General features: G+C 51.3%; 11 protein-coding genes and 3 tRNA genes. 5 read left to right on the top strand and 9 right to left on the bottom strand.

Annotated elements, in window-relative coordinates; all coding sequences use genetic code 11:
* The first annotated feature begins 43 nt into the window (after positions 1-43).
* On the top strand, positions 44-1,126 hold the full coding sequence (amrS, locus tag ABEA14_RS06455; RefSeq protein WP_345339069.1) for an AmmeMemoRadiSam system radical SAM enzyme: 1,083 nt from the start codon (positions 44-46) through the stop codon (positions 1,124-1,126).
* Here amrS and ABEA14_RS06450 read toward each other — a convergent pair.
* The 9 genes from ABEA14_RS06450 to orn all read right to left on the bottom strand — a co-directional run bounded on the left by ABEA14_RS06450 (position 1,119) and on the right by orn (position 5,931).
* Entirely contained in the window at positions 1,119-1,814 is a 696-nt protein-coding gene (locus ABEA14_RS06450; protein WP_345339068.1) for an aspartate/glutamate racemase family protein, read from the bottom strand. The genes amrS and ABEA14_RS06450 overlap by 8 nt on opposite strands.
* Positions 1,815-1,834: 20 nt before the next feature.
* Positions 1,835-2,308: a GNAT family N-acetyltransferase gene (locus ABEA14_RS06445; protein ID WP_345339067.1), complete on the bottom strand. Its 474-nt coding sequence runs from the start codon at positions 2,306-2,308 to the stop codon at positions 1,835-1,837.
* A gap of 34 nt (positions 2,309-2,342) precedes the next feature.
* On the bottom strand, positions 2,343-2,798 hold the full coding sequence (locus ABEA14_RS06440) for a hypothetical protein (RefSeq protein WP_345339066.1): 456 nt from the start codon (positions 2,796-2,798) through the stop codon (positions 2,343-2,345).
* 70 nt (positions 2,799-2,868) lie between these two features.
* Entirely contained in the window at positions 2,869-3,345 is a 477-nt protein-coding gene (locus ABEA14_RS06435) for an Hsp20/alpha crystallin family protein (RefSeq protein ID WP_345339064.1), read from the bottom strand.
* Positions 3,346-3,558: 213 nt separating this feature from the next.
* Entirely contained in the window at positions 3,559-4,833 is a 1,275-nt protein-coding gene (glgC, locus tag ABEA14_RS06430; protein WP_345339063.1) for a glucose-1-phosphate adenylyltransferase, read from the bottom strand.
* Between the two features lie 179 nt (positions 4,834-5,012).
* A tRNA-Gly gene (locus tag ABEA14_RS06425) sits at positions 5,013-5,088 on the bottom strand.
* Between the two features lie 32 nt (positions 5,089-5,120).
* Positions 5,121-5,196: transfer RNA gene (locus ABEA14_RS06420), tRNA-Gly, on the bottom strand.
* Between the two features lie 30 nt (positions 5,197-5,226).
* Positions 5,227-5,302: transfer RNA gene (locus ABEA14_RS06415), tRNA-Gly, on the bottom strand.
* 86 nt (positions 5,303-5,388) lie between these two features.
* On the bottom strand, positions 5,389-5,931 hold the full coding sequence (gene orn, locus ABEA14_RS06410) for an oligoribonuclease (protein ID WP_345339062.1): 543 nt from the start codon (positions 5,929-5,931) through the stop codon (positions 5,389-5,391).
* Between the two features lie 109 nt (positions 5,932-6,040).
* On the opposite strand from orn, the gene rsgA reads away from it, so the two are divergent.
* The 4 genes from rsgA (at position 6,041) to ABEA14_RS06390 (ending at position 12,271) form a co-directional block, all read left to right on the top strand.
* On the top strand, positions 6,041-7,093 hold the full coding sequence (gene rsgA / locus ABEA14_RS06405) for a small ribosomal subunit biogenesis GTPase RsgA (RefSeq protein ID WP_345339061.1): 1,053 nt from the start codon (positions 6,041-6,043) through the stop codon (positions 7,091-7,093).
* A 95-nt stretch (positions 7,094-7,188) separates the two neighbouring features.
* Positions 7,189-8,049, top strand: a complete 861-nt coding sequence (asd, locus tag ABEA14_RS06400; protein ID WP_345339060.1) for an archaetidylserine decarboxylase — start codon at positions 7,189-7,191, stop codon at positions 8,047-8,049.
* Positions 8,046-8,903 (top strand): DMT family transporter, encoded by an 858-nt coding sequence (locus tag ABEA14_RS06395; protein ID WP_345339059.1) that lies wholly within the window; start codon positions 8,046-8,048, stop codon positions 8,901-8,903. The genes asd and ABEA14_RS06395 overlap by 4 nt, the downstream gene beginning before the upstream one ends.
* Before the next feature lie 89 nt (positions 8,904-8,992).
* Positions 8,993-12,271, top strand: coding sequence for a mechanosensitive ion channel domain-containing protein (locus ABEA14_RS06390; protein WP_345339058.1), 3,279 nt, complete (start codon positions 8,993-8,995; stop codon positions 12,269-12,271).
* Positions 12,272-12,330: the final 59 nt, after the last annotated feature.

Genomic DNA, 12,330 nt, shown 5'->3' with positions numbered 1-12,330 from the left:
TACACTTATAACTATCAGTATATGCCCAACCCGTGCACTGTTCATGGATATTGAAGCGCTCGATTTTCACCCAACAAAATACTGGCAATATCAACCTGATGGCCGAGTACAGTGCACCCTGTGCCCTAAACTATGCACGTTGCGAGATGGTAAACGTGGTGCCTGCTATGTCCGTATGGCCCATAACGGCGAGATAGTTCTCACCAGTTACGGGCGCTCCAGTGGATTTTGCATCGACCCGATTGAAAAAAAACCGTTGAATCACTTCCTTCCCGGGACACCTGTCCTGAGTTTTGGTACTGCGGGCTGCAACCTCGGTTGCAAGTTTTGTCAAAACTGGGATATCAGCAAATCCCGGCAGATGGATACGCTGGCAGATGAAGCCAGTCCTGAACAGATAGTGAATGCGGCAAAAGCACACCACTGCCGCAGCATCGCCTTTACCTACAATGATCCCGTGATATTTCTGGAATACGCCACAGATGTCGCAGCCTTGTGTCAGGAGCAAGATATTCATGCCGTGGCTGTCTCCGCGGGTTACATCAACCCAGCACCAAGAGAAGAGTTCTATCGGCACATCAGTGCAGTGAACATAGACCTCAAAGCGTTTACTGAGCGCTTCTACCGTAAGCTTTGCGCCGGACACCTGGCCAATGTATTGGATACGCTCAACTACCTGATCCATGAGACTCAGGTTTGGGTTGAAATAACTAACCTGATCATTCCAGAAGAAAATGACGACACTAAAGAGATCGCGTCGATGTGTCGCTGGATCATGGATAATCTGGGCCCTGATGTACCGCTGCACTTCAGCGCCTTTCACCCCGACTTCAAACTGCTTGATCGGCCAAGAACCCCTATAGACACATTGGTAACAGCAAGGAATATTGCGAAATCAGAAGGCATTAACCACGTCTATTTGGGTAATGTGCATCACCCAGAATCAGATGCGACTTATTGCAGTGAGTGTGGTGAGCTTTTGATTGAAAGAGACTGGTATCAGTTAGGTGCATTCCGACTAACAGCAGAAGGGAATTGCCCCCATTGCGGGACTCAACTGCCAGGGGTTTATGAACCGGATCCCGGCGACTTCGGAGCTCGCCGGATCCCGGTGCGAATCAGATAGTCAGCATCCAGTCTGCGGCATAATGAACATGCAGCTGCGTTGCATCCAGCAATGGCACATGGTGGGTCTGTTCACGCATCAGCATCGCCAACTCTGTACAGCCAAGAATGACTGCCTGGGCCCCTTCCTGCTCCAGCGCATCAATCGTTAACAGCAGCTCCGCTTCGGATGCGTCCCGGATCTCACCGTGGCAAAGTTCCTCGAAAACAATGTTGTGGATAAGCTTTTGTTCCCGCTCCTTTGGCAAAATGACATCTATGCCATGAACCTCTTCGAGCCGCTCGCGATAGAAGCTCTCTTCCATGGTAAAACGGGTACCCAGCAAGCCAATTTTACTGATCCCCATCTGCTTGGCTTTAACAGCAGTGATATCAATAATATTTAGGACCGGGATTGAAATCTGGTTTTCGATTTGAGGAGCGACTTTGTGGATCGAGTTGCTGCACAGCAACAAAGCATCTGCGCCAGCGCGCTGAAGATTGGTTGCCGCACAAACCAACTTCTGAGCAACTTCAGACCAAGCGCCTTGTTCCTGCATGGCGGCAATTTCCCGAAAATTGAAGCTATACATCAGAACTTTGGCCGAGTTGAGGCCACCCAAACGGGCATACACCTCTTCGTTCAACAGCTGGTAATATATCGCTGTTGATTCCCAACTCATGCCACCAATCAGTCCAATAGTCTTCACTCAATCGCCTCCATCGCGTTTCAATTCAGTCGCTTGCCGTACCAGGTATCGCAACTGCCATGTCCTGTGCATCCCAAAGGCTCTGCCAGTTGCTGGAAACCCCGGTGCAGATAAAGCCGATTCGCAGCGCTCATCGACGCCAACGTTTCAAGGTAGCAATACTGATATCGGTGTTTAGCCCAATCCAACAAGCGGTCGATAATTTGACCGCCAAAGCCTCTGCCCCGGGCGTCAGGCAACAGATACATTTTTTGCAGTTCGCAGCGGGCACCGCCATCACCTTCCAAGGGGCCGATGCCAGCCCCTCCGAGCAGTTTTCCGTCTTCGATAGCTACCAGATAGCAATGGCCGGGTGCCGAGTAGCTTTCAAACATGCAATCCAGACTAGGATCCTGCCAGGCAAAACCTGGTTTGTTGGCACCAAATTCTATCAGTACCCGTCGGATAACATCAGCCAATGCTGAGTTGTCCTCAGCCCGAACTTCTCGAATCATTCAGCGGTGTCTCGTATCAACTCTCCAACAGACATTAAATATCATCCATACGTGCAACGCCATGGATCATTCGTCGCTGTCTTTCCTGTTCGTGAGCCAGCAAGTTAATTAGCAATTCCTGAGTTTCTACTGACGCTGCATTGGGGACCTGTTGTGAAAGCAACCCCATCAGTTCATTGTCCAGTTTCAGCGCCTCCCCCAGAAGATCATGCTCATCGATATCAGGGGCAAAAGTCCAACCGTCTATTCGCTCCATCAAGTCACTTTCAGAAGTGTTATCGAACCAGGTATCCAGCGCTGCTGGCGTGGCCAGTTCAATATACTCTTTCAGCGCTCTGCGCTGTTCCTGCTCTCGGGTCACCAAAAACTCTAACAGCAGGCGGCTGCGCGGATTTTCCAGCCTGTTTACCCAGCTCTGATACAACTTAGACAAAGCCAACCTGGCATCAGCAACAAATAGTAAGAGTTCACGTGCTTGTTTGAATCGCATCGTTTCCTCCTCGGCCTACAAACATCAGGGCCTACGAAAAGGGCCCGCCGCGCGAGCCCTTTCAATGGGTTTAATCGACAAAATTAATGCCGATATCCTGTTGTTGGTCTCTGGCCTCCGCCGTCTTCGGCAGCACCACTTTCAATACACCTTTGCGGTACTCGGCACAGATCCCTTCTCTGTTTACGGCTGCATGAATCGGTATCCGCCGTTCAAACTGTCCGTAGAAGCGCTCCTGAAGATGGTAACCTTTGGGGTCCTTCTCACCCTCCTTCTCAAGCTTCTTCTGTCCCTTCAGAATCAACTGGTCGCCATCAAACTGCAGTTGGAAATCCTTTTCATTCATGTCCGGTAGCTCGGCAGTGACCTCTATCTGGTCTTTATTCTCAACGACATCGACGGCAGGGCTATGCCAATCTGCCAATCCATGTTGAGCCAACCCTAATCCGGCTCCCGAAAACTCGTCAAACAAACGATTAATACGTTTCTGCAGTGCATCTACAGGCATGCTCTTGTCCCCAAACAGAGATGGAAAAAGCGTTTTCATATCGCCTCCTCATCACCATTCAGTGAGCTTCTACCCACACAGCTGAGACCTTACCAGGCAACTTATCCTTGGGGCCTCACTATTACTATAGAACTGGGGTTGCACCTTGATAGTGCGAACTGACGCGGGGATGATCCTGATCAAGCGAATGTGCAACTGTCGTTACTTGAGACGACAACTGCACGCAAAGGTCAAGCGATTGAGCGCTGGCTCTCAAGTGTCATGGGCCTGACGCCATGCTCGAATCATTTCGGGCACCACCACGACTATGCCATTTTTACTAACATAGAAAAACATCGCGTCCGCTTCGTTATTCTCACCAATGACCATGCCATCAGGCAGCTCACACCGTTCAGCAATTACTGCGCGGCGAATTCGGCAGTGTTTGCCGACCTTGACCATGGGCATTAACACCGCATCCTCAACATAGGACCCATTGTCGATGCTGACGTTATAGGAGAGCAAGGCTCGCCTGACCACCGCACCGGAGATGATACAACCCGCGGAGATCATGCTGTTCACCGCCATGCCACGACAATCATCATCGTCAAACACGAACTTGGCGGCGGGTAGCTGCTCCTGATAGGTCCAGATCGGCCAACGCTCATCATATAGATTAAGTTCGGGATCGACACTGACCAAGTCCATACTGGCCTGATAGTACTCGTCGATGTTCCCTACATCTTTCCAGTAGGGTTGAACCGAGTCTGCGCCATGGTCATAGCAGTAGGCATAAGCGTTATGGTGAGCAACGCACTTGGGAATAATGTCCATACCGAAGTCATGACTGGAGTTAGGATTAGTGCCGTCCTCGGTGAGAATTTTCTCCAGGTAAGACATCTCAATCACGTAGATGCCCATACTCGCCAACGCCATATCATCTCGCCCTGGCATGGGCGTGGGGTGTTCAGGTTTTTCTACGAACTCGGTTACTCGAAGCTCTTCATCAATGGCCATCACACCAAATTGCTGTCCACGTTCAATAGGCACAGGAATACAACCAATGGTGATATCTGCGCCAGTCTCCACGTGCTGAGACAGCATCAGGGTGTAATCCATTTTGTAAACATGGTCGCCACCCAGAATAAGTACACGCTCGGGGCGCTGATTTCTCAGAAAATCTAGATTTTGATAAACAGCATCCGCGGTACCGCGATACCAGCTGGTACCTATCTGTTGCTGTGCGGGGATGATGCTGACGAACTCGCCAAATTCACCACGAAAGTGACCCCAGGCGCGCTGTAGGTGAAAAATCAGTTCAGACGCTTTGTACTGGGTTAACACGCCGATACGACGAATCCCTGAGTTAACGCAGTTGGAAAGCGCAAAATCGATAATTCGGTATTTACCGCCAAATGGCGTCGCAGGCTTGGCTCTGGCTCTGGTCAGGTGCATGAGTCGCTCGCCTCGGCCACCCGCAAGAATCATAGCGACGGTAGATCGCGTTAATGCATTGATGTAGTTCCCGGGATTTCGGGATGAGGGCATTCCTTTTTTCACCAGGCGGATCCCACGACTTGGAGTTGATTCACACCCACAATCTAGTCGCTGAGCGCCTGACAATCGACAAAAAAGATCAAAAAAATAGAAGTTGTCGCGCGATTGGCGATTTAACAATCAAATTGCACAGTTTTGTGGGGGTTTTATGCGCTTACGAAGAGAGAAATTGGAGCGGCACACGAGGTTCGAACTCGTGACCTCAACCTTGGCAAGGTTGCGCTCTACCAGCTGAGCTAGTGCCGCTTAAAAGAGGTCGATATGAGTATCCGGGAGATTGGAGCGGCACACGAGGTTCGAACTCGTGACCTCAACCTTGGCAAGGTTGCGCTCTACCAGCTGAGCTAGTGCCGCATATCCGGGAGGTACTACATCGTGTTGAATTGGAGCGGCACACGAGGTTCGAACTCGTGACCTCAACCTTGGCAAGGTTGCGCTCTACCAGCTGAGCTAGTGCCGCTTATCAACAATACCTGAAGGGGGTTTCCCAAAAGGCGAGGCGCATTTTACAAAAATAAGAACGCAATGCAACCCCGCAATGGCATTTTACTTAAAGAAATGCTCGCGATAATACTTAAGCTCAGCGATTGACTCGCGGATATCATCCAGCGCTAAGTGCGTGCCTTTCTTGCTGAATCCGGCCAATAGCTCAGGTCGCCAGCGGCGGCAAAGCTCTTTTACCGTACTGACGTCCAGGTTGCGGTAGTGGAAGTAGTCTTCCAGCTCAGGCATGTAGGCATTGAGGAATCGGCGGTCCTGGCCAATGGAATTACCACAAATGGGCGACTTGCCTGCAGGCACCCACTGCTTCAAAAACGCCAAGGTTTGCTCAATCGCATCCTGTTCGGTCACAGAGCTTTGTCGCACACGCTTAACCAAGCCGCTCGCAGTATGTGTCGTGGTGCACCACTCATCCATCGCTTCAAGCGCAGACTCTGGCTGGCTGATCGCTAACACCGGGCCTTCAGCCAGAATGTTCAGCTCTTTGTCAGTGACAATAGTTGCCATCTCGATAATCACATCCGTGCGCGGCTCCAACCCGGTCATCTCCAGATCGATCCAAATCAGATTTTCTTCACTGACAGCCATTCATTTCCCCTGCAGACACCACTCAACGAGATGATGCAACTATCCTGACACTAAATGCAGTATCATACTGATAATTTAGCAAACTCCCAAACCAGTCACTGGAGCCTGTGTGGCAAAAAAGAAAAAACTGACCAAAGGCCAGATCCGTCGAGTTCGAGCCAACCAGAGAAAACGGCTCGATAAAGCCGAAAAGGCATTAGATCAGGCACTGCCAGAGGACGATCAACTGGATCCCCCTCAAAATGGCACCATCGTCAGTCGATTCGGCCAGCACTGCGATGTTGAAGACAGTGAAGGCAAGGTGCGTCGTTGCAACAGTCGGCGCACCATCGAAAGCCTGGTAACCGGCGACAAGGTGATCTGGCGTCCCTACAAACAAGCCGATGAAAACAGCGGCCTCGGTGGTGTGGTTGAAGTGGTGCAGCCTCGCAGCAGTGAGCTTTGTCGCCCGGACTTCTATGATGGCCTGAAGCCGGTCGCAGCAAACATCGACCAAATTTTTATTGTCAGCTCGGTGCTACCTGCATTTTCCAGCCAGATTATTGATCGCTACCTGGTGGCATCAGAAAACATCGAGATTGAACCGGTTATCGTACTCAACAAAACCGACCTGCTCGACGATGCCAGCCGGGCGGAGATTGCCCCCTACTTAGAAACCTACCGAAACCTGGGCTACCGCGTGCTGGAAGCAAGTAGCCTGAATGCGGAGGGGTTAGAGCCCGTTCGCGAAGCGCTGGTAGGCAGAGTGAGCGTGTTTGTCGGTCAATCAGGTGTAGGTAAGTCCTCACTGATTAATGCCTTACTGCCAAATGCAGAAGAGCTGACCGGCGAAGTGTCAACGGTATCAGGCCTTGGCCAACACACGACTACAGCGGCGAAGTTGCTGCACTTAGATGGTGGCGGTGATCTCATCGACTCTCCCGGCGTCCGAGAATTCGCCCTTTGGCACCTGGAAACAGACAGAGTCACCTGGTGTTTTCGTGAGTTCCGAGAATTGATGGGAGATTGTCGATTCCGTGATTGCAAGCATGGGGATGATCCAGGCTGCGCCATTCGCGAAGCGGTTGAAGCCGGCAAAATAAGCCAGCAACGCTATGACAACTATCATCATATTCTGACCACTATGGATACTGACAAACCAAAGCGCCAACGTCCTCTGTGATGACAATCGTTTGGAATTCATGACAGCTCAGGGCGGATCGACTAAAATGCCGCCACTCCGCGCCGTAGAGCGCTCAGTTGTATAGCGAGAACATCGTGTTAGATAAACTAAAAGTCACCCTACAGTACTGTTTTCCTCAACATGGCCTTTCCCGCCTGGTGGGTAAATTCGCCGCCGCAGAAGCGGGTAAAGTGACCACAGCATTCATTCGTTGGTTTATCAAAAAGTACCAGGTCAACATGGCGGAAGCTGCTGAGCCAGCGCCAGAAGCTTACAAGAGCTTTAACCAGTTCTTTACTCGCCCACTCAAAGGTGACGCACGTCCACTGTGCGAAGACGAGAGCAAGCTGGTACACCCAGTTGATGGTACCGTTAGCCAACTGGGCCCGATTGAAGAGGGCAGAATTTTCCAGGCCAAAGGCTTCCACTACACGGCTAACACCCTGTTGGGAGGTGACGCAGACACCGCGAAGCCTTTTGAAGATGGTGACTTTGCGACTATCTATCTGGCGCCTCGGGATTACCACCGCATCCATATGCCGTTAGATGGTGTGTTGAAAGAGATGATCTACGTACCGGGCAAACTGTTCTCGGTAAATCCTCTAACGGCTGAAAACGTCCCCGAGCTGTTTGCGCGCAATGAACGTGTTGTCGCCATTTTTGATACAGAGCTCGGCCCTATGGCGATGGTATTGGTAGGTGCAACCATTGTTGCCAGCATCGAAACCGTCTGGGCTGGCACGGTAACACCGCCGACAGGAAAAGAAGTATTCCGCTGGACTTATCCTGCTGAGGGTGCTGAATCTGTTCACCTCAAGCGTGGTGAAGAGATGGGCCGATTTAAATTGGGGTCAACCGTGGTCATGCTGTTTGGCAAAGACGCCATCGAGTTTAACGGCGAACTGGAGAACGGTTTTGTCACCCGCATGGGTGAAGCCATGGCCTCCCGTCGATGACAGACAGCGGTCGCAGCCTCCTCTATCTTCATGGCTCGGTACTGCTGTTTGGCGGTACCGCGCTGTTCTCCAAGCTTATCCAGTTACCCGCACTGGAGATCACCGTCTACCGGTGTGCTATCGCAGCGATTTTTCTCGCCAGCATGCTGGCTTTAACAGGGAAAAAAATCCGGCTTTCAAATGCGAAAGATTATGTTATCGCATTGATTTTAGGGGTTATTGTTGGCTTTCACTGGGTGACCTATTTCCAGGCAATGCAGCTGGCCGGCGTTGCTATCGGCATCATCGCCCTGTTTAGTTTTCCTGTGATGACCGTGGTATTGGAACCCCTATTCAATAAGCACCTACCTAAAGGTGCAGACCTACTGGCAGCAGTGATCGTGATGGGGGGCATCGTGCTAATGATCCCTAGCGCGTCATTGGGTAATGATGTGACCCTTGGCATTCTTACCGGACTGTTTTCCGCATTGCTCTACACCCTGCGCAATATCTTCCACAAACGACTATTCAGCCGTTACAGCGGGCCACAGGCGATGTGTTATCAAACCATTGTCGCCGCCGTGGTATTGAGTGTATTTATCGAGATACCACCGCTGCAGGTCGATAGTCACAACTGGATGTTGCTGGCGCTATTGGGCATAGTTTTCACGGCTGTACCCCATGCAATGGTGGCAGAGAGCCTGAGAAAAATCCCTGCAAAAACAGTAGGTTTAGTTTCCTGCCTGCAACCCTTATATGGTACGCTCGCTGCTATCTGGATTTTGCAGGAGTATCCCTCTCTCACCACCATCATAGGCGGCAGCCTGGTGATTGCAGCGGCTATCTGGGAGACCTGGCAGGCACAAAAAGCCTGACAATAATCACCATCCCTCAAACGCCCGACTTGCAAGAGAGTGAGCTCGACACCTAGGCTTATTGCATAACAACAAGGATTTTTCCGTTTATGCGCGCTCTCTTTATTTTTCTCAGCCTGCTGTTCGCCAGCTTTGTCTCTGTGGCAGAAGATCAAAAAACTGAGCTGCCCACTGCCGATGTATTCGAAGAGAAGCTGGCCTCATTAGATGAAACAGCCTCACCTGAACTCGCCAAACTGTATCGCGACGCTCTGGCAGAGCTGCGACAGAAAGAGGACGCCAAGGCCAATCAGGTCCGGTATCAGGATGCGATAGATAACTATCGGGAATTGAGTAATACCCGGGCTGCGGAAATCGAAGCGTTAGCTGCTCAAGACAAGACCGAGATCCCCGAGGACCATGGCGAACTGGAGCTGCTGATATCGCAAAAGGATGCTGAACTGGTACAGGAGCAAAGTCAGCTCACTTCGCTGGACCAAAGAATCAACCGCATCAACCAACGTATTCCTGTTATCCCCCAGGAAATTGAAGAACTAAAGGCGCTCAGAAATACCCTGCGTCAACAACTCAATAAACCTGCCACAGGTGGCGATGCCAACCGGGTAAAAGCCGAAGCAGCCCAGTGGCTGACGCTGGCTAAAATAAGCCGGATCAGCGCCCAGGTTCAGGCTCTGGAGCTTGAACAGCTCAGTAGTAATAATCGCCTTGAGCTGCACCGGCTGGAGAGAGAGTTAGTCACAGGTAAACTGAAATTGCTCAACCAGTCGCTGAAAGAGTGGCGCGAGGAGCTGAGTCAAAGACGCCGGGCTGATACCGCAGAACTTGTTGAAGCCGCGAAAAAGGGCGCAGAGGGTGAGGAAGTTCAAGACCCTCTGCTTGCCGAAGAAGTTAAAGAGAATGAAGAGTGGGCCACACACCTCACAAACCTGACAGAACTGATCGAACAGACCGTCAGCAAACGCACGCAAGCAACCGGTGTCGCCAATGAACTGGCACAGGAAAAGTCACTGTTACAAGAGCAACTGGGCTTGTCAGAGATGGGCGAAGCACTCGGCGAAAGGCTGCTTAGCCAGTACGAAACGTTAAACCTGATTAAACCCGACCCGACACTGGATGACAGGATCGCCAAGGCGCGTCTGTGGCGGTTTAAGTATCGTGAACAGGCAGACGAGCTGTCGGACCGAGATGATTATGTCCGGGAGATATTGGCCCAGAACAACACCCTTCTCACACCCGCCAAACGCGAACGATTGAATGCCCTGCTGGATACTCGCGTACAGTTGGTTAACCAACTCAACACGCTGCAAGAGAAATACATACTTGAACTGGCCAAATATCAGGCGGAAGAGAAACAGCGGCTGGCAAATACCGAAGCACTACGAGCTCTGATCAGCCAACATTTGCTCTGGGTGGCCAATGCCAGACCGATTGATCTTAAGTGGCCGATAGACGCGATAAAAAGCGCCTGGCGCTTTGCAGAGCATGGGGTGTGGATAGATCTAAAACTGGCCGCACAGAAATCACCTGGCCGCCTTAGTCTGTTTGTCGCGCTCTGCCTGTTTACCCTGCTGCTACACAACACCAAACGCCGTTATCTTCAAACAGAGATCAGCGAGTTAGCTAAGCCTGTTGGCCGGGTTACTCAGGATGATATTTCCTATACTCTCAAAGCGTTAATGTGGAGCTTTCTGGCAGCGGCCATATATATGCTGCCATTACTGGGCTTAGCCTGGCTATATGACGTACCTGCTTGGGAACACCCTCACGCCGCAGCATTAGGAGATGCGGCGATATCGATCTCCCGAATCCTGTTGGTGCTACTATTTATCCACCATCTTTGTCGCCCTGACGGCGTGCTTTGCAGCCATTTTGGCCGCAATGAAAAGGTCACGTCAGATACAGCCAAAGTACTGTATCGATTTGGCCTCATCTATATCCCGCTGTCTGCTTTCACCATGTTCAGCAATCACTTCAACGATCCGCTGATCAGCGCAGGCCTTGGCCGTCTGCTGTTTATGGTGATGTGTATCATGCTGGTGGTCATGCTTAATCGCGTCACCAATGCTTACCTGCATCACGCGCAATTCAGTCCACGACAAAAGGCCTGGTTTACCCTGTTCCGATGGGCCTTGATGGCAACCCCTGTTCTTGCCTTAGGCGCCAGTCTGGGCGGTTACTACTATTCAGGCCGCGTGTTACTGAATCTGGTAGCTGATTCTCTGATCCTGGGCGGCGGCTTCTGGCTGGTTTATCTGGTGGCTTATCGCCTGATGGCGATCCAGGAAAGACGCCTGGCCTATGAACGCGCCAAAGCCAAACGTGCCGAACTGATCGCACAGCGAGAAAAAGAGAAAACCCAGGAAGAAACCAGCGATGAAGCCAGTATAGAACTGGACGAGTATGAAATTGATGTCGACTTGTTGAAAGCGCAGTCTTTAAGATTGGTGAGGGTAAGTTTACTGCTCGGCTTTATGTTTGCACTGATGGCAGTCTGGAGCGATGTCCTGTCAGCACTCACATGGATGGACGATATTGTGATGTGGCAGACCCAGAGTGCAGGTGTGACGGTCGATATTACCCTTAAGAAAATGCTGGCCGGGGCCCTGACCCTGACGATGACATTCCTCATCGCCCGCAACCTGCCCAGCCTTATCGAACTTGCGGTCCTGCAGAGACTGACATTAGAGCCCGGTGTTGGTTTCGCAATCTCAACCTTAACCCGTTATGGCACCACGCTTATTGGCCTGTTATGGGGCTTCAGCATTATTGGTTTCGAATGGTCCAAGCTACAGTGGTTAGTGGCCGCATTGGGTGTTGGTTTAGGCTTTGGTTTACAAGAGATCTTCGCCAACATGGTCTCAGGTCTGATTATTCTGTTTGAGCGCCCGATCCGCCCTGGCGACACCGTCACCATCGATGGCCTCAGTGGCACCGTCAGCAAGATCCATATTCGTGCAACGACTATCGTCGACTGGGACCGAAAAGAGATCGTTATCCCAAACAAAACCTTTATCACCCAGCAATTTATCAACTGGTCACTGAGTGATGGCATTACGCGGGTCGTACTCAAAGTGGGCGTCGCGTATGGCTCTGACGTCGACCTTGTTGAAGATACCCTGAGAGAAGCCACCACCGAATGTGCGCAGGTATTGGATAACCCAGAGCCCAGTGTGTTTTTCCTCGGCTTCGGCAACAGCACGCTGGACTTTGAAGTGCGCGTGTTTACCAATGACTTAGGTCATCGCCTGCCGGTAACGCACCGCCTGCATCAGATCATCAACCGCAAATTCAATGAGCGTGGTATCTCCATTGCCTTCCCACAATTGGATGTGCATATGTTTCGAGGCAAGCCGCAACAATCCAGCTGATTGACGCCGATCAAAGGGCAGGCAAGTTTCCTTGCCTCCCTTAAATCTCGGCTGAAAAT

Origin of the sequence: Corallincola platygyrae (genome assembly GCF_039544265.1) — a bacterium.
Lineage (GTDB): Bacteria > Pseudomonadota > Gammaproteobacteria > Enterobacterales > Neiellaceae > Corallincola > Corallincola platygyrae.
This window is presented reverse-complemented; position numbering and strand designations above follow the sequence as displayed.

What these genes read in the sequence shown, in the direction of transcription:
- ABEA14_RS06445 (WP_345339067.1), bottom strand. Translation starts at nt 2,308, where the DNA reads ATGATTCGAGAAGTTCGGGCTGAGGACAACTCAGCATTGGCTGATGTT.
- ABEA14_RS06440 (WP_345339066.1), bottom strand. Translation starts at nt 2,798, where the DNA reads ATGCGATTCAAACAAGCACGTGAACTCTTACTATTTGTTGCTGATGCC.
- ABEA14_RS06435 (WP_345339064.1), bottom strand. Translation starts at nt 3,345, where the DNA reads ATGAAAACGCTTTTTCCATCTCTGTTTGGGGACAAGAGCATGCCTGTA.
- orn (WP_345339062.1), bottom strand. Translation starts at nt 5,931, where the DNA reads ATGGCTGTCAGTGAAGAAAATCTGATTTGGATCGATCTGGAGATGACC.
- ABEA14_RS06395 (WP_345339059.1), top strand. Translation starts at nt 8,046, where the DNA reads ATGACAGACAGCGGTCGCAGCCTCCTCTATCTTCATGGCTCGGTACTG.
- ABEA14_RS06390 (WP_345339058.1), top strand. Translation starts at nt 8,993, where the DNA reads ATGCGCGCTCTCTTTATTTTTCTCAGCCTGCTGTTCGCCAGCTTTGTC.
- glgC (WP_345339063.1), bottom strand. Translation starts at nt 4,833, where the DNA reads ATGCCCTCATCCCGAAATCCCGGGAACTACATCAATGCATTAACGCGA.
- amrS (WP_345339069.1), top strand. Translation starts at nt 44, where the DNA reads ATGGATATTGAAGCGCTCGATTTTCACCCAACAAAATACTGGCAATAT.